A 16,202-nucleotide genomic window follows, 5' to 3' on the forward strand; every position below is an offset into this window, starting at 1 on the left:
GCGCGGTTTCACCGGCGCATTCGGGTGTGTATTAGATGCTCTCCCTCGCCGCCGCCTGCAACGGGCGATTTTCTGCCGCTCATGACCCTGATTCAAGGCTATCTTTTCCGGCAGATCGCACGTCCCGTCGTGGGCGCTTGCGCCGCGCTGGCCGGAATCGGCATCCTGAGCCAAAGCCTGGACCAGCTGGAAGTCATCGTCGAACGCGGCCAGAGCGTCTGGGTCATGGTCAAGCTGACCCTGCTCGCCGTGCCCCAGCTTCTGGCCGTGATCATCCCGATCGGCCTGTTCGTCGGGGCGTTGATCGCCCTGACCCGGCTGCAGCGGGAGCAGGAACTGACCGCGGTGTTCGCCTCGGGCGTGACCCGCTGGTCGGCGATTCGCCCGGCGGTCCGGCTGGCGGTGATCGCCGCGCTGCTGACGCTGGCGGTGACCACGGTGGCGCAACCATGGGCGCAGCGGCAGGCGCGGGCCGAGGCCTTCGCTGTCCGCACCGATCTGGCCGCCCTGCTGGTCGAGGAGGGCCGCTTCGTCCAGGGGCCTGACGGTCTGACCGTGTACGTCCAGCAGATCGAGCAGAACGGCCTGCTCAAGAACCTGTTCGTCTATATCCAGGACGGCGACGACGCGGTGACCTGGGACGCGGCCGAGGCGCGGTTCGGACGGATCGACGGCGCTCCGGTCCTGACGATGCTGAACGCGTCGACAACGCGCTATTCCAGCCGCGGGGTGCTGACCTATGGGTCATTCGAACGCAATGTGCTGGACCTGTCCCCCTTCGCCGGGCTGACCGAACAGGTGCGATACAAGCCCTCCGACCTGTATCTTCCCCAGCTTTTCAACCCGTCGCCGCAGGATCTCGAACGGGTGGGCCCGGCCGGCGAACTGATGGCCGAGGGGCATTCGCGGCTGTCAGCCCCGCTCTATGCGCTGGTAGCCATGGCCATGGCCCTGACCGCGATCATGGGCGGCCAGTTCAGTCGGACCGGCTACGGGCTTCGGATCGCCAAGGCCGCGGGGGCCTTTCTGATCGTAAGGATCGCCGGCTACGGCGTGGTCGCGGCCAGCGCGTGGAACGGCTGGCTGAACCTGTTCCAGTATCTGCTGCCGATCGTAGCGGTCGCCGTCGCCCTCAGATTGCTGTTCCGCGCGCTGAAACCGCGACGGCGCCGGGCCTGGCCCGCTTATGAGCGTTTGAAGGCGAGGTTCGCGTGACCAGCCGCACCTCCCTGGCCGCGCCATGGCTACGGCTGGGCCGCATCGAACGCTATGTGCTGGTCCAGCAGGCCCGCTCCCTGGCCGTCGCCCTGGCGGTGATCGCCGCCCTGATCATGCTGATCGACTTCGTGGAAATTTCCCGAGGGGTGGGGTCAGACGTCGATCTGTCGGGTCTGCGCATACTCGGCCTGATGGCGCTGAAGTCGCCACAGGTGATCCTCCAGTTACTGCCTTTCGTCTTCCTGTTCGGAACGCTGGCCGCCTTCGTCGGCCTGAACCGCCGCAGCGAGCTGATCGCCATGCGGGCGGCGGGCGTCTCGGCCTGGCGGTTCGTGCTCCCGGCCGCCGGCGCGGCCCTGATCCTCGGCGTCGTCACCGTGACCGCCCTCGGGCCGCTCGCCGCGTCGGCGGACGGCCTGTTCCAGCGCGAACGAACCCGGCTGTCCGGCGCGGCGGCCGGCGCCGATTCCAGCCAGGCGGTCTGGATCCGCGAGGGCGACGACACCCGGCAGATCGTCATTCGCGCGGCGCGCCAGGACCGCGCCAGCGCGCGCCTGCTGGGCGTGACCTTCTTCATCTACACCAACGATGGACGAGGCCGGCGGACCTTCTCCGAACGAATCGACGCCGCTTCGGCGTCGCTGGCCAACGGCAGCTGGCGTCTCGTGGACGCCGTCGGGGCCCAGGCCGGCCAGCGGGCGGTGCGGTACTCCAGCCTCTCCCTGCCCTCCAGCCTGGCGGACGAGGAGGCCTTCGAACGGTTCGCCCGCCCCCAGTCCACTTCCTTCTGGTCGCTGCCGGCCCAGATCGGCCGGGTCGAAGCCGCGGGCTTCTCGTCGACCGCCTACAGGCTGCGGCTCCAGCAACTGCTGGCCACGCCCCTGATGTTCGCGGCGATGTCGATCCTGGCCGCCGCCTTTTCGCTCCGGTTGATGCGGCTGGGCGATCTGGCGCGGATGAGCGTCGCCGCCGTGGTCCTGGGATTCGGGTTCTTTTTCGTCAATCAGGCGGCGTCGGCCTTTGGTTCCGCGGAAGTGATTCCGCCATGGCTCGCGGCCTGGCTGCCGCCCCTCCTGACGGCGCTCGCCGCCTTCACCTTGCTGTTCTATACCGAAGACGGCTAAGCGATCCGCCCAGACCGCCCCGCCGATCCGTCCGCCACCCAGAGTGATTTTCGCATGCAGCGTGACCGCCGCGCGCCCGATACGGGAGCCTTGCGCCTCCGGCTTCTGGCCGGCGCGGCCGCCTTCGCGCTGGCGTCGCTGCCCGGGATCGCCGAGGCCCAGGACTCGCCGGCGGCCACGGCGCCCGCCCTGGCCGGGCCCGATGGCCTGACGCCCGACGCCGTCTATATCGAGGCCGACTCCGCGGCCCGCGACGGCGACGTCATCACCGCCGAAGGCGCCGGCGCGGACCGCGTCCTGGCGCGATTCCGCGCCTCCACCCTGAGGGCCGGCTCCATCAGCTACGATCTGGGGCTCGGCGTCGCCACGGCCGACCGGCAGGTCGAGTTCGTGGATCCCGAGGGCAATGTCGTCTTCGCCAGCCATCTGGAACTCGATTCCGACCTGAGGGCCGGGGTGGCGGTGGATTTCGCCACCCGGTTCCGCAACGGCGCCAGCCTGATGGCCGCCACGGCGGTGCGCCGCAGCGAAAACGTCAACGAGCTGAATTACGCCTTGTTCACGCCGTGTCCGATCTGCGACGCGGACGGCGAGCCGAAGGAACCCACCATCGCCATCCAGGCGGAGAAGGTGGTCCAGGACGAGGACCTGCGGGCGATTCTGTACCGCAATGCGGTGTTCCGCGTGGGCGGGGTGCCGGTCTTCTACCTGCCGTTCTTCGCCCACCCCGATCCGACGGTCGAACGGGCGTCGGGCTTCCTCGTGCCGATCCCCAGCTATGACGAGGGCCGCGGGGTCAGTCTGGAAATCCCCTATCTCAGGGTGGTGTCGCCCTCCGAGGACTGGCTGATCAGCCCCCAACTGAACACCGATGTCGCGCCATTCCTGAACCTGCAATGGCGGCGGCGCTTCGCGGACGGGACCATCGTCGCCCGTGGCGGCTATACCTATGAGCGGAATTTCGGCGACTTCGATCTCGACGGCGACGGCGATTTCGAATCCAACGTCAAATTCGGGGACCGGACGAGCCGCAGCTATTTTCTCGCCCACGGCCGGTTCGATCCCGAAGGTCCCTGGCGCTGGGGTTTCACGGCGGAGCAGACCTCGGACAAGACCCTGTTCGACCGCTACGACATCCGCGACCCCTACCAGGACAATGGCCTCTATTACGGCGACCAGCGCCGGCTGATCTCCCAGCTCTATCTCGAGCGGCAGACAGAGCGTTCCTATGTCTCGGTCGCCGCCTTCAGCATTCAGAGTCTGCGGCTCGATCCGGCCTTCGCCGGAACGGATTTCCGTGATCCGCAGGGATTCAAGGTTTTCGAGAACGAGGGGCGGCTACCCCTCGTCGCTCCCCTGATCGACGCCCGGTGGGAGCCGGCGGCCCCGATCTTCGGCGGACGGCTGCGCCTGCGCGGCTCGGCGGTCTCGCTCTATCGGAACGACTATGTCGGCGGCCCCGTGCTGCGGCCTGAAGTCATACCGACCGGCTCCACCCTTGGATTGCCCGGCGTCGACAGCCGCCGGGTATCGGGTCAGGCGGAATGGCGGCGGCCCCTGATCTCACCGGGCGGCGTGCGGTGGGAGCCGTTCGTCGATGCCCGCGTCGACCTCTATTCGGTCGGCGACCTGCCGCCGATGATGGGGTTGCGGGAAGAGGCGATCGGACGTGGCCGGGCCACGGCCGGCCTGGATGTCAGCTATCCCCTGGTCCGACGCGTCGGACCAGGGGCCGACCTGATCCTCGAACCGATGGCCCAGCTATCGGTGTCGACGACCACCGATCTGGATCCGCGCATTCCCATCGAGGACAGCCAGACACTGGAGCTGGACGAGAGCTCCCTGTTCCGGATCGACCGCTTTCCTGGTCACGACCTCCTTGAGGGCGGCCTGCGCTTCACAGCCGGCGCCCGCGCGACCCTGCGCTGGGACGAGGGTCGGCAGGCCAGCCTGTTCGTCGGCCGCAGCATAAGGGACGCCGAAGAGCCCGGCTTCCTGGTCCCGCTGCCGGACGCGCCGACGCAACTGTACGATCCTTCCGGACTGGCCTCCGACACCTCCGACTGGGTCGTCCAGGGCGACTTCTCGCCGTCGGATCGCATTCGCGGCTGGGGCCATGCGACCATCGATTCGGCGGGAGAAATCCGGCGCGCGGAAATCGCCGTCGACGGCCGTTGGGGCCGCCGCAACCTGGCGACCGTCAGCTATATCGTGGACCGGTCCAATCCACTGGCCGGTCCGCTGAACCGCAACTACGAATTCGTCCAGCTGTCGGGACAACAGTTCGTCTACGGCAATTGGGGCGTGGCGGTCTCGGGCATCGCGGACCTGGAGCGGGACATCGTCACGCGATCGGAAGTCGGCCTGCTGTTCGACGACGACTGCTTCCGGTTCGAGATCGGCTACCGGCGCGACAATACGCGCGTACGCCCGACAGGACCGTCCGAAGGCGTCTATGTGCGCCTAAACCTCGCCACTTTCGGCGGTACAGGGTATTGACGCAGCGACGGCCGCTGAAGGTCGCGCGACCCGGGGGCGCGCGGGCCGCAAATCCGGGACGAAAACCGGACCGGCGCCGCTTGAGGAATCAGGACTGACATGGGTTTGCAGCGTTACATGACGGGCGTGGCGATCGCCGCCCTCCTGGCCGGTTCGGCCATGGCCCAGACCGCGCCTCCGGCGCAGCCGGCGGCCGCCGGCAGGCTGAATCCGGCCGCCGAGGCCGCGCCGGCGCCCGCGCCGGCCCCGCCCGCCTTCCAGATGTCCGACGGCATCCTGGCGACGGTGAACGACAGCGTGATCACCGGGTTCGATCTGCGCCAACGCATGCTGTTGCTGATCGCCATGACCCAGGTCCAGCCGACGGCGGAGAATATTCCCGCCATCCAGCAGCAGGCGCTGAACGCCCTGATCGACGAACGCCTGCAGATGCAGGAACTGGCCAGTTACGAGGATCTGACCGTCACCGATCAGGAGGTGGAGCAGGAAATCGCGGCCATGGCCCAGGAAGTCGGAGCCTCGCCGCAGGCCTATCTCGACTTCCTCGCCCAGGGCGGCATTCGCCCCGTCACCCTGCGCGAGCAGATTCGCACCCAGATCGGCTGGTCGCAGCTGGTCGGGGGACGGTTCCAGAGCCGCGCCCGGGTCAGCCGGTCCGCTGTCGAAGCCGCGATGCGCCAGGTGTCCGCGGCGGCCGCCAAGAAGCAGTATCTGATCGGCGAAATCTATATCGAAGCCAGCCGCGTCGGCGGACAACAGGCGGCGCTGAACGGCGCCAACCAGCTGGTCCAGCAGATGGTCCAGGGCGCGCCCTTCCAGGCCGTGGCCCAGCAGTTCTCGGCGGCGCCCTCGGCCACGCGCGGCGGAGACGCCGGCTGGGTCGTCGAGGGAACCATGCAGCCCGCCCTCCAGCAGGCCCTGGATCAGCTGGAAGTCGGCCAGTTGTCGCGGCCGATTCCGGTCGATGGCGGGGTTTACATCATCTATATGCGGGACAAGCGGGACGGGGCTTCGGCCAGTCTGGTGCAGATTCGGCAGGTGATGATCGAGCTGCCGGAGACGGCGGGCGAGGCGGAGGTCGCGGCGGCGACGCAGCGGCTGGAGGCGCTGAGGCCCCAGCTGACCTGCGACACCATGCTGGCCCGGGCGTCGTCGGAACAGGGCCTGCTCGGCGCCGATCTGGGCGAGGCGGACGTGCAGAACCTGGCGCCGCAGTTCCAGCAGGTCGCCCGGTCGGCCGAGGTCGGCTCGGTCAGCACCCCGGTGCGGACTCCGCTCGGCGTCCATCTGCTGGCCGTCTGCGGCCGCCGCGTCGGCGGGACCGAGGCGCCCGACGCCCAGACGATCGAGACCCAGCTGTTCCGCCAGAACCTCGCCACCCTCGGCCGCCGCTACATGCGCGACCTGCGCGCGGACGCCCTCATCGAGATGAAGTGATGACCCGCGCCCCCCTCGCGCCGCTGGCCCTGTCCATGGGCGAACCGGCGGGGGTGGGGCCCGAGATCATCGCCCGGGCCTGGGCGGCGCTGAAGGGCGAGGGCCCGGCCTTCGTCGTCGTCGGCGACGCCGCCCTGCTGCGCGAACAGGGCCAGCCGGTCCAGGCCGTGCTCTCGGCCGCCGAGGCCCCGGCCATGTTCGCGCGCGCCATCCCGGTGCTGGACCATCCCCTGCCCGCCCCGGTCGCGCCGGGCCGCCCCGAACCCGCCAACGCCGGCACCGTGGCCGACTGGATCGAACAGGCCGTCGCCCTGGCCCTGTCGGGCGAGGCCTCGGGCGTCGTCACCGCCCCCATCGCCAAGGCCCCGCTGTACGCTGCCGGCTTCCGCTTTCCGGGGCATACGGAATTCATCGCCGAACTGACCGCCGACGTCCCCTTCGCCGGGACCCGCGGGCCGGTGATGATGCTGACGGCGAAGGACCTGCGCGCCTGTCTGGTGACCATCCACGCGCCGCTGACCGAGGTCCCCGAACTGGTCACGGCCGAGCGGGTCGTTCGGACCGCCCGGGTCGTCCACGAGGCGATGAAGCGCGACTTCGGCATCGCGACGCCCCGGCTGGCCCTCGCCGCCCTGAACCCCCATGCTGGCGAAGGCGGCGCGATCGGGCTGGAGGAGATCGAGGTGCTGATCCCGGCGGCCGCGGCCCTGCGGGCGGAGGGAATCGCCATCACCGATCCCCTGCCCGCCGACACCCTGTTCCACGACGCGGCCCGCGCGACCTATGACGCCGTCCTGTGCCTGTACCACGACCAGGCCCTGATCCCGGTCAAGACCCTGGACTTCTGGGGCGGGGTCAACACGACCCTGGGCCTGCCGGTCGTTCGCACTTCGCCCGACCACGGCACCGGCTTCGACATCGCCGGCAAGGGCCTGGCCCGGGCCGACAGTCTGATCGCGGCGGTGAAGCTGGCGGGGGCGATGGCGGGGAAGAGGGTGGCGGGCTAGCGATCCCTTACTGCTATCGTCATCCTCCGGCGAGCGAAGCGAGACCGGGGGACCCAGCGGCGCGCGTAAGCGCGAAACTGTCGAGAACGCCACCGCCGGACACAGCCTGCCTGAACAGGTCGCCTTCGGGGCCGCTGGGTCCCCCGGTCTGCGCGGCTGCGCCGCTTGCCGGAGGATGACGATAGCGGGGGGAAACTGCGTCACGTAAGGAAGGCGCGTGAACCCGACCGACCTCCCCTCCCTTCGCGAAACGCTCGACGCCCACGGCCTGCTGGCGAAGAAGAGCTTCGGGCAGCATTTCCTGCTCGACCTCAATGTGACCCGCAAGATCGTGCGGCTGGCGGGGCCGTTCGAGGGGCGGGCGGTGATCGAGGTCGGGCCGGGTCCCGGCGGGCTGACGCGGGCGCTGCTGGAGAGCGACGCGGGCAAGGTGGTGCTGGTCGAGAAGGACCCGCGCTTCCTGCCGCTGCTGGCAGAACTCGACGACGGTACGGGGCGGCTGGTCGTGGTCGAGGCCGACGCCCTGAAGGTGCGCGAGGCGGAACTGGTCGAGGGACCGGCGCATGTGGTGTCCAACCTTCCCTACAACGTCGGCACGCCGCTGCTGATCAAATGGCTGACGGGGCCGTGGACGCCGCACGCCCTGACCCTGATGTTCCAGAAGGAGGTGGCCGAGCGGATCACGGCCGCCCCGGGGGACGACGCCTACGGACGGCTGGCGGTGATCGCCCAGGCCGTGTGCGAGGCGCGTCTGGTCATGCACCTGCCCGCCGCCGCCTTCACCCCGCCGCCCAAGGTGGCCTCGGCCGTGGTGCATCTGGTCCCGCGGGCGGACCGGCCGGACCCGGAGACGCTGAAGCGGCTGGAACGGGTCACGGCGGCGGCGTTCGGCCAGAGGCGCAAGATGCTGCGCTCGAGCCTGAAGACCCTCGGCGGGGCGGCCTTGTGCGAAGCCGCCGGGATCCCGCCGGACGACCGGGCCGAGGTGGTGGACGGGGCGGGGTTTTTGAGGCTGGCGCGGGCGTTTGGGTAGCGGTCCCTGTCCCGTCATCCTCGGGCTTGACCCGAGGATCAGAGGCCGGGTCAGGCTGGAGGGCGGCCCGAGGGCCCGCAGTCTCGACGGAGCCCCCCTCGATCGGAGTGGGGACACACACTCTTTTTGCTTTCGCTCGGCCGAACAGCCGGAAAAGTGGTGTGTGTCCCCGTTTGCTCATCAGCTTTCGTCCCTCGTGATCGGCGGTGTCGGGCGTTACCGTATGGGGTGAACGGGATCGGGGAGTTCGGATGTTGAATGTCATCGTGCGGCGGACCTTCGGAGCCGCCGCCCTGTCATTGGCGATCCTCGGATCGGCGGCGTTCCAGATGGCCGATTGCCCGTCTCGCCCGGTGCTCATCGTCAACGCCACCGGTCAGACGATCACCCATTTCTACGCCTCCACGCCCGGCTTCAATGTCTGGGAGGAGGATCTGCTGGGCGACCGCGTGATCCCGAACGGCGCCTCGGCGCGGATCGACGTGAACAACGGGTCTGGCCGATGCCGCTATGATTTCCGCGCCCGCCTGGCCGACGGAACGGAGCTGGACCGGTGGGGGGTCGATGTATGCCGGATCGCCGAGTACCGTTTCACGACGGATGAACCTGAGCGTCGCGCGGACCCGTGACCGTGCCATGCAAAAAGGGCCGCCCCTTGCGGAGCGGCCCTTCCATTGTCAGCCGGCGAACGGCTTCGTCAGGCGACAGCCCCCGCCAGGGGGGAGGCCGGGCTCATCCGACGGGCCGCGCGCGGCGTGAGACAATGAGACATTCGACCACCTCCTCTCGTTGTTGAAACAGGGGGCGGATGTGGGACGGCCCGGGACGGGATCAAGGGGCGCCGCGCGACGTCTTCGCCCGGCCCAACGATCCTGGTTCGGAGCCGCCGCCTTAACCCTTGGCGAGTACGACGGCGGTAAACTGACTCGCCATGTCCGTTCCCGACGCCCCTCCCGCCGACGCGCGCCGCAATCCGCGCCCTCGCATCGCCATGCGCGGGCAGATTCTGCATGGCGTTCACCAGGAGTGCGCCGAGGTGGTGATCCGCAACCTCACCGACGGCGGCGCCAAGGTGCGGCTGGTCTCGAGCGTCGCCGCCGCCATCCAGGGCCGGCTGATCCTGAGGCTTGAGTCGGGCGACCGTCCGGGCGTGGTGGCCTGGCAGGCCGGGAACGAGATCGGCCTCCGGTTCGATTGAGACCGGACGGCGGGGCGGACCGGGACAATTCGCCCGGGATACCCGCGACATCGCGCCGAAGACATCGGCGACACCCGATACATCCGCGACAAATGCTGACATTCCGCCGCCAGACATCCTAATTTTTCCGGCCGTTTCGTTGATTTTCAACGGATTTCTTCGGTCTGCAGCGTCACGAACGCGCCGCATCTAGCGGCGGGGCGATACTGGGGGGATGGAACAGACAGACACGCCCAAACGCCGAAGACACTACAAGATCCGCAGCGAGCGGACCTGGACCCTGATCCGGGAACGCTATCTGGCGGGCGAGAGCGCGCCGAGGCTGGCCGAGGTGTTCGACGTCACCGAGGCCGCGATCCGGAAGCGGGTGAGCCGCGGGGGCTGGACCAAGCGGGCCATGGCCGAGGCCATGCCGGCGGAGCCCGCCGACGCGGGGCTGGCCGAGGCCGTGGCCGGGCTGCTGGAGGGGGAGCTGACGCCGCGCGAGGCGGCGCGGCTGGCGCTGGGCGAGGCGGTGAAGCTGATTCGGTCCGGCAGGATGGGGCTGGCCGGCGAGGCCGCGCGGGTCGCCGATGTGATGGGCCGGGCGGCGGCGCGGCTGGGGGAAGAGGCGGCGGACCCGGGCGAGCCGGACGAGGCGGCGTTCGAGGCGGTGAGACGGAAGGTGCTGGGCGACGACTACTCCACCGCTTCTCGGTCCCGTCGCCCGATCGCCGCCGGCGACCGTTCCTCCACCCCATTCGCAAGAGCGAACGGGGAGGAGACGGATTGAGCCGGGCGGCTCGCATCGCGGCGCTCTCGCCTCCGGAGCGGCGGCTGTTCGGAGCGGACTGGTGGTTCGCGGCGCACGAGGGGCAGACGCCGCCGGAGGCGGACTGGACCACCTGGCTGGTGCTGGGCGGGCGCGGCGGGGGCAAGACGCGGGCCGGAGCCGAGTGGGTGGCGAACCGGGCGCGGGACCAGGGCGGACCCATCGCCCTGGTCGGGCAGAGCCTGCACGATGTGCGCGAGGTGATGATCGAGGGGCCTTCGGGGCTGCGCGCCCTGCCCCGCTACGCCATCGGCGGACGGCCGTGGTGGGAGGCGAGCCGGCGAAGGCTGGTGTGGCCGAACGGAGCGGTGGCGATGGCGTTTTCGGCCGAGGACCCGGAGTCGCTGCGCGGGCCGCAGTTCGGGGCCGCGTGGGCGGACGAGTGGTGCGCCTGGCGGCGGCCGGAGCCGACCCTGGCCCTGCTGCGGATGGGGCTGAGGCTGGGGACGCGGCCCCGGCTGGTGGTGACCACCACGCCGAAGCCGACGGCGGCGCTGCGCCGGCTGCTGAAGGAGCCGGGGCTGGAACGGTCGGACCTGCCGACGCGGGTCAACGCCGCGCATCTGGCGCCGGCGTTTCTGGAGGGACTGGAGGCGCTGTACGGCGGGACGCGGCTGGCGGCGCAGGAGCTGGACGGGAAGGTGGTCGAGGGGGACGGGGCTCTGTTCACGATGGAGATGATCGGGAAGGCGCGGGCGGGGGGTGAGGCGCCGGACCGATTCGAGCGGGTCGTCGTCGCGGTCGATCCGCCGTGCTCAGCGGGCGGCGACGCCTGCGGCATCGTGGTCGTGGGGCGCAAGGACGGCGTCGCCCATGTGCTGGCCGACCGGACCGTACACGGACGGTCGCCGCAGGGCTGGGCCGGGGTCGTGGCGCGGGCGGTGGTCGAATTCGGGGCCGTGGGCGTTGTGGCCGAGGCCAATCAGGGCGGGGAGATGGTCGAGGCGGTGCTGAAGGCGGCGGGGATCGGCTGTCCGGTCAAGCGGGTGCATGCCCGGTTCGACAAGCGGACGCGGGCCGAGCCGGTGGCGGCGCTCTACGAACAGCGGCGGGTGATGCACGCGCCGGGGCTGGAGGCGCTGGAGGAGGAGCTGATGGGGCTGGGAGTCTTGGGCGGCGGGAGTCCCGATCGCGCCGATGCGCTGGTCTGGGCGGTGACGGATCTGCTGATCAACGGGGGCGGGATGGGGCCGAGCGTGAGGGTGTTGTGAGCCCTGCCCGGTCCTCCCACCGTCATCCTCGGGCCTGACCCGAGGATCAGATGTTGGGCCGCGCTGTGCGGCGGTGAAGGTTCCGCGAGGGCAACCGCACGGGTTGGCGCCGAGCACCGGACGGTCTGATCCTCGGGTCAAGCCCGAGGACGACGGCTTGAAGCCGTCACACCGCCTCGTTCAGCAGGGCGTCCTTGTAGGCGTCGACCCAGATGTTGCGGAACCGGCAGCTGCGCTCGGCGTGGTAGATGTGGGCCAGTTCGGCGTAGCTGCGGTCGAAGTCGTCGTTGACGAAGACATAGTCGAACTCGCCGCAGTGCTCGATCTCGCCCTTGGCGTTCTGGATGCGGCGCTCGATGACATCGTCGGCGTCCTGGGAGCGGGTAACGAGGCGGCGGCGCAGTTCCTCGAGGCTGGGCGGCAGGATGAAGACGCGGACGGCGTCCTCGGGACATTTTTCGGCGATGTCGCGGGCGCCCTGCCAGTCGATGTCGAACAGGACGTCGCGGCCCTCGGACAGGGCCCGGTCGATCGGCGCGCGCGGGCTGCCGTAGCGGGCCCCGTGGACGTCGGCCCATTCGAGGAAGGCGTCGGCGTCGACGAGGCGCTGGAACTCGGCGTCGTCGACGAAATGATAGTCGCGATCGGCGACCTCGCCGGGGCGGATGGCGCGGGTCGTCATGGAGATGGACAGCTCCAGCCCGCCGTGATCGGCCATCAGGCGGCGGCACAGGCTGGTCTTGCCGGCCCCCGAGGGGCTGGCCACGATCAGCAGGACGCCGCGGCGGGGATGGCGTTCATTCGACATTCTGGACCTGTTCGCGCAGCTGTTCGATCACGGCCTTCAGCTCGAGGCCGATTCCGGTGAGCGCGGTGGTAGCCGATTTCGAGCAGAGGGTGTTCGCCTCCCTCATGAATTCCTGCATCAGGAAGTCGAGTTTCCGGCCGGCGGGGGGTTGCCGCAACAGGGCGCGGGCCGAGGCGACATGGGCGGTCAGGCGGTCCAGTTCCTCGCGGACGTCGGCTTTCGTGGCCAGCGCCGCCGCCTCCACATAGATGCGGTCCTCCAGCCCCGGGGCGTCCGGGGCCAGTTCGGTCATGCGGCGGGCGAAGCGCTCGCGGATGGCGTCGGTCTGGGCCGAGGCTTCGGCTTCGGCCCGGGCGACCAGGGCCTCGATGCGGTCGACGAAGTCGGCGATGACCGGCAGGAGCTGGGCGCCCTCGCGCTCGCGCGAGACCCGGAGGGCGTCGAGGGCCTGGTCGATGGTGAGGGCCATGGCCGCCTCGACGGCGGCGCGGGCCTCGGGGTCGTCGGCCTCCTCGGGGGCTTCCAGCACGCCGCGCAGCGACAGCAGGCCGTCGGCCGAGGGCGGCGTGGCTCCCTCCTCCGCCAGTTCGTTGGCGAGGGCCAGGTAGCGGGCGAGGACGTCCTGGTTGACCTTCAGCGCGGCGGCGCCGAGTTCGCGTTTCGCCTGGATCCCGAGGGTGACCTGGCCGCGGTTCAGCCGGGCCTGGGCCGAGGTCCGGGCGTGGCGCTCGAGGGCGTCGAAGCCGGGCGGGCCCCGGAAGCGGACCTCGAGGGTGCGGCCGTTGACCGAGCGGGCCTCGACCGACCAGGTCCAGTCGCCGCCCCCCTCGACCGGCAGGGCGCCGTCGGCGCGGCCGAAGCCGGTCATGCCGGAGAGGACGCTCATCGGGCCGGCGCCGCGGCTGGCGGGATGCTGATCACCCGCGCCCCGGGCGGGACCGTCACGCCGGGCGGGGCGGCGGCGCCCGAGGCGGCGTCGGTCGGCGCATTGGGGACGCCGGGAACCGTGCCGGGCACGGCGGGCGGCGGAGCCTCGGGCGGCAGGCCGGCCTTGCGGCGCTCGATCTCGCGCCAGCGGGCGACATTAAGCAGGTGTTCGTCATAGGTGCGGGCGAAGACGTGGCCGCCCGTGCCGTCGGCGACGAAGAACAGCTCGCTGGTGGCCGGCGGGTTGAGCACGGCGGCGAGGGCGTCGCGGCCGGGGTTGGCGATCGGCGTCGGGGGCAGGCCGTCGATCTGGTAGGTGTTCCAGGCCGTCGGCCGGTCCAGCTCCGAACGGCGGATGCCCCGGCCCAGCGGCCGGCCCCGGGTGATGCCGTAGACGATTGTCGGGTCGCTCTCCAGCCGCATGCCTGCGCGCAGGCGGTTGGTGAAGACGGCGGCGACCCGCGGGCGCTCGGCGGCGACGCCGGTCTCCTTCTCGACGATGGAGGCGAGGATGACGGCCTCTTCCGGCGAGCGGACGACCGTGGCCGGGCCGCGCGCCGCCCACAGACGGGCGAGGTTCCCGTCGCGGGCGCGACGCATGCGGGCGATCACCGAGGCGCGGGTTTCGCCGCGGCTGACCTCATAGGTGTCGGGCCACAGCATGCCCTCTTCCGGCGTCGTCTCGACGGTCCCGGTCAGGATCGGCTGCCGGTTCAGGATGTCGACGGCCTGGGCCGAGGACCAGCCCTCCGGCAGGGTGACGTAGTGGCGGACCACCCGGCCCTCGACCAGCAGGACGAGCACCGACCGCAGCGAGGCCCCGGACGGCACCTCATATTCGCCGGCGCGCAGCTTGCGGTCGGCCCCGGTCAGGGTGGCGGCGGCCTTGAACATGTCGGTCGAGCGGATCACCCCGGCCGACTTCAGGGTCGCGGCGATGGCCGAGACGCCGGCGCCGCTGGGCAGGCTGACGATGGTGGACCGGCCCTCGCGGGCGGACGGCCCGGGGGCGTAGAAGACGCTCCAGGCCGCGACCAGGGCGGCGATCAGGAACAGGCTGAAGGTGGCGGTGGCGGCCAGAAAGGCCGTCTTGCGCCCCGAGCGCCGCTCGACCGACACCTAGGCGACCTTCCGGAAGACGACCGAAGCATTGGTGCCGCCGAAGCCGAAGCTGTTGGACATGGCCACGTCGATCTTCATCGACTGCCCCTTGTGCGGCACGAGATTGATCCGGGTCTCTTCCTCGGGATCGTCGAGGTTGATGGTCGGCGGAGCGATCTGGTCGCGGATGGCCAGGACGCTGAAGATCGATTCGATGGCCCCGGCCGCGCCGAGGAGGTGGCCGGTCATCGACTTGGTCGAGGACACCGCCAGGTTTTTGGCATGGTCGCCGACCAGCCGCTCGATGGCGCGCAGTTCGATCCAGTCGGCCATGGTCGAGGTGCCGTGGGCGTTGACGTAGTCGAGGTCCGAGGGCTGCAGCCCGGCCCGCTTCAGCGCCGCCTTCATGGCCCGCAGGCCGCCCTCGCCGTCCTCGGACGGGGCGGTGATGTGATAGGCGTCGCCGCTCATGCCGTAGCCGACCACCTCGGCGTAGATCTTCGCGCCGCGGGCCTTCGCATGCTCGTATTCCTCCAGCACCATGATGCCGGCGCCCTCGCCCATGACGAAACCGGCGTGGCCGCGGTCATAGGGACGCGAGGCCTTTTCGGGCGTGTCGTTATAGGCGGTGCACAGGGCCTTGCAGGCCAGGAAGCCGGCGATGCCGATGGGCACGATGGAGCTTTCGGCGCCGCCCGCGACCATGACGTCGGCGTCGTCCATGGCGATCATCCGGGCCGCGTCGCCGATGGCGTGGGCCCCAGTGGCGCAGGCGGTGACGACCGAATGGTTCGGCCCCTTCAGGCCGTGGCGGATCGAGATCTGACCGGAGGTCAGGTTGATCAGCGACGAGGGGATGAAGAACGGGCTGACCCGGCGCGGCCCCTGTTCGTGCAGGATAACGGCGGTCTCGGCGATGGGGCCAAGGCCGCCGATGCCCGAGCCGACCATGACGCCGGTGCGTTCCCTGTCCCCGTCGCTTTCCGGCTTCCAGCCAGCGTCGGCGAGGGCCTCGTCGGCGGCGGCGATGGCGTAGACGATGAAGTCGTCGACCCGCTTGCGGTCCTTGGGCGACATGACGCGCTCGTGGTCGAAGACGCCCGGCTGGCCGGGCGCCCCGCCGCCGCGGCCGTCGACCGAGGGAATTTCCCCGGCGATGGTGCAGCCCCACCCCGTGGCGTCGAAATTGGTGATCGGGCCGATGCCCGAGCGTCCCTCGAGAATGCCCCGCCAGTTGTGTTCCACGCCCCAGCCGAGCGGGGTGAGCAGACCGAGGCCGGTGACGACGACGCGGCGCATGAGCGCTCCTCGCTACAGAATCCTGACCGCAAACAGTAATGGCCGCCGGACGGCGCCGCTAGGGGCGCGTCACGGCGGCCATCAAGGCCTTGTCGAAAAGGGCGGCGATCAGCCCGCCAGCTTCTCGTCGATGAACTTCACGGCGTCGCCGACCGTCTGGATGTGTTCGGCGGCGTCGTCGGGGATTTCGATGTCGAATTCTTCCTCGAAGGCCATGACCAGTTCGACGTTGTCGAGCGAGTCGGCGCCGAGGTCGTCGATGAAGCTGGCCTTTTCAACGACCTTTTCCGGATCGGCGTCCAGGTGGTCGATGACGATCTTGCGGACGCGTTCCAGGGTGTCGGACATGGGGGTCTCTGCTTTTGGGGCCGCCGGGGCGGCTGTTGTCTCAGTCTTTGCCGTATGACGACGGCGACGGCTGCGCAAGCCTTGAACGAAGACTCAGGCCAACCGGTTGCGGAGGCTTTAGCACAGATGGCCGCGCGCGAAAGAGCAAGCGACGGGGGCTCGTCCGCAAGCCGCCGACCTC

General features: G+C 70.2%; 15 protein-coding genes. 10 read left to right on the top strand and 5 right to left on the bottom strand.

What is annotated here, in order from left to right; translation table 11 throughout:
* Positions 1–81: 81 nt before the first annotated feature.
* From Q8Q71_RS00265 to Q8Q71_RS00310, 10 genes are all read left to right on the top strand, one after another.
* Positions 82–1,215 (top strand): LptF/LptG family permease, encoded by a 1,134-nt coding sequence (locus tag Q8Q71_RS00265; protein ID WP_305757645.1) that lies wholly within the window; start codon positions 82–84, stop codon positions 1,213–1,215.
* The gene (gene lptG, locus Q8Q71_RS00270) at positions 1,212–2,342 is read left to right on the top strand and encodes an LPS export ABC transporter permease LptG (protein ID WP_305757646.1); all 1,131 of its coding nucleotides are present in this window, start codon (positions 1,212–1,214) and stop codon (positions 2,340–2,342) included. Before Q8Q71_RS00265 ends, lptG begins: the two co-directional genes overlap by 4 nt.
* A gap of 90 nt (positions 2,343–2,432) precedes the next feature.
* Complete coding sequence (locus Q8Q71_RS00275) at positions 2,433–4,841, top strand: LPS-assembly protein LptD (protein ID WP_305757647.1); 2,409 nt, start codon at positions 2,433–2,435, stop codon at positions 4,839–4,841.
* Positions 4,842–4,940: 99 nt separating this feature from the next.
* Positions 4,941–6,278 (top strand): peptidylprolyl isomerase, encoded by a 1,338-nt coding sequence (locus Q8Q71_RS00280; protein WP_305757648.1) that lies wholly within the window; start codon positions 4,941–4,943, stop codon positions 6,276–6,278.
* Positions 6,278–7,285, top strand: a complete 1,008-nt coding sequence (gene pdxA / locus Q8Q71_RS00285; protein ID WP_305757649.1) for a 4-hydroxythreonine-4-phosphate dehydrogenase PdxA — start codon at positions 6,278–6,280, stop codon at positions 7,283–7,285. The genes Q8Q71_RS00280 and pdxA overlap by 1 nt, the downstream gene beginning before the upstream one ends.
* Before the next feature lie 217 nt (positions 7,286–7,502).
* Positions 7,503–8,318, top strand: a complete 816-nt coding sequence (gene rsmA, locus Q8Q71_RS00290) for a 16S rRNA (adenine(1518)-N(6)/adenine(1519)-N(6))-dimethyltransferase RsmA (RefSeq protein WP_305757650.1) — start codon at positions 7,503–7,505, stop codon at positions 8,316–8,318.
* Positions 8,319–8,569: 251 nt separating this feature from the next.
* Positions 8,570–8,947, top strand: coding sequence for a hypothetical protein (locus tag Q8Q71_RS00295; RefSeq protein WP_305757651.1), 378 nt, complete (start codon positions 8,570–8,572; stop codon positions 8,945–8,947).
* Between the two features lie 302 nt (positions 8,948–9,249).
* On the top strand, positions 9,250–9,516 hold the full coding sequence (locus tag Q8Q71_RS00300) for a hypothetical protein (RefSeq protein ID WP_305757652.1): 267 nt from the start codon (positions 9,250–9,252) through the stop codon (positions 9,514–9,516).
* A 214-nt stretch (positions 9,517–9,730) separates the two neighbouring features.
* Positions 9,731–10,288: a hypothetical protein gene (locus tag Q8Q71_RS00305; RefSeq protein ID WP_305757653.1), complete on the top strand. Its 558-nt coding sequence runs from the start codon at positions 9,731–9,733 to the stop codon at positions 10,286–10,288.
* On the top strand, positions 10,285–11,538 hold the full coding sequence (locus Q8Q71_RS00310) for a DNA-packaging protein (protein WP_305757654.1): 1,254 nt from the start codon (positions 10,285–10,287) through the stop codon (positions 11,536–11,538). Before Q8Q71_RS00305 ends, Q8Q71_RS00310 begins: the two co-directional genes overlap by 4 nt.
* 166 nt (positions 11,539–11,704) lie before the next feature.
* Here the strand turns inward: Q8Q71_RS00310 and gmk are convergent, their stop codons facing one another.
* The 5 genes from gmk to Q8Q71_RS00335 all read right to left on the bottom strand — a co-directional run bounded on the left by gmk (position 11,705) and on the right by Q8Q71_RS00335 (position 16,021).
* Positions 11,705–12,346 (bottom strand): guanylate kinase, encoded by a 642-nt coding sequence (gmk, locus tag Q8Q71_RS00315; RefSeq protein WP_305757655.1) that lies wholly within the window; start codon positions 12,344–12,346, stop codon positions 11,705–11,707.
* Positions 12,336–13,232, bottom strand: a complete 897-nt coding sequence (locus Q8Q71_RS00320) for a YicC/YloC family endoribonuclease (RefSeq protein ID WP_305757656.1) — start codon at positions 13,230–13,232, stop codon at positions 12,336–12,338. Before Q8Q71_RS00320 ends, gmk begins: the two co-directional genes overlap by 11 nt.
* Positions 13,229–14,392 (bottom strand): endolytic transglycosylase MltG, encoded by a 1,164-nt coding sequence (mltG, locus tag Q8Q71_RS00325; RefSeq protein WP_371315911.1) that lies wholly within the window; start codon positions 14,390–14,392, stop codon positions 13,229–13,231. The genes Q8Q71_RS00320 and mltG overlap by 4 nt, the downstream gene beginning before the upstream one ends.
* Complete coding sequence (gene fabF, locus Q8Q71_RS00330; RefSeq protein WP_305757657.1) at positions 14,393–15,673, bottom strand: beta-ketoacyl-ACP synthase II; 1,281 nt, start codon at positions 15,671–15,673, stop codon at positions 14,393–14,395. It abuts the gene before it with no gap.
* Positions 15,674–15,781: 108 nt separating this feature from the next.
* Entirely contained in the window at positions 15,782–16,021 is a 240-nt protein-coding gene (locus Q8Q71_RS00335) for an acyl carrier protein (protein WP_055830235.1), read from the bottom strand.
* Between the last annotated feature and the right edge of the window lie 181 nt (positions 16,022–16,202).

It is taken from the genome of Brevundimonas sp. (assembly GCF_030704825.1).
GTDB lineage: Bacteria > Pseudomonadota > Alphaproteobacteria > Caulobacterales > Caulobacteraceae > Brevundimonas.

Coding starts and splice junctions, on each gene's coding strand:
- Q8Q71_RS00265 (WP_305757645.1), top strand. CDS start 82: ATGACCCTGATTCAAGGCTATCTTTTCCGGCAGATCGCACGTCCCGTC.
- Q8Q71_RS00280 (WP_305757648.1), top strand. CDS start 4,941: ATGGGTTTGCAGCGTTACATGACGGGCGTGGCGATCGCCGCCCTCCTG.
- pdxA (WP_305757649.1), top strand. CDS start 6,278: ATGACCCGCGCCCCCCTCGCGCCGCTGGCCCTGTCCATGGGCGAACCG.
- Q8Q71_RS00295 (WP_305757651.1), top strand. CDS start 8,570: ATGTTGAATGTCATCGTGCGGCGGACCTTCGGAGCCGCCGCCCTGTCA.
- Q8Q71_RS00300 (WP_305757652.1), top strand. CDS start 9,250: ATGTCCGTTCCCGACGCCCCTCCCGCCGACGCGCGCCGCAATCCGCGC.
- Q8Q71_RS00305 (WP_305757653.1), top strand. CDS start 9,731: ATGGAACAGACAGACACGCCCAAACGCCGAAGACACTACAAGATCCGC.
- gmk (WP_305757655.1), bottom strand. CDS start 12,346: ATGTCGAATGAACGCCATCCCCGCCGCGGCGTCCTGCTGATCGTGGCC.
- Q8Q71_RS00320 (WP_305757656.1), bottom strand. CDS start 13,232: ATGAGCGTCCTCTCCGGCATGACCGGCTTCGGCCGCGCCGACGGCGCC.
- fabF (WP_305757657.1), bottom strand. CDS start 15,673: ATGCGCCGCGTCGTCGTCACCGGCCTCGGTCTGCTCACCCCGCTCGGC.
- Q8Q71_RS00335 (WP_055830235.1), bottom strand. CDS start 16,021: ATGTCCGACACCCTGGAACGCGTCCGCAAGATCGTCATCGACCACCTG.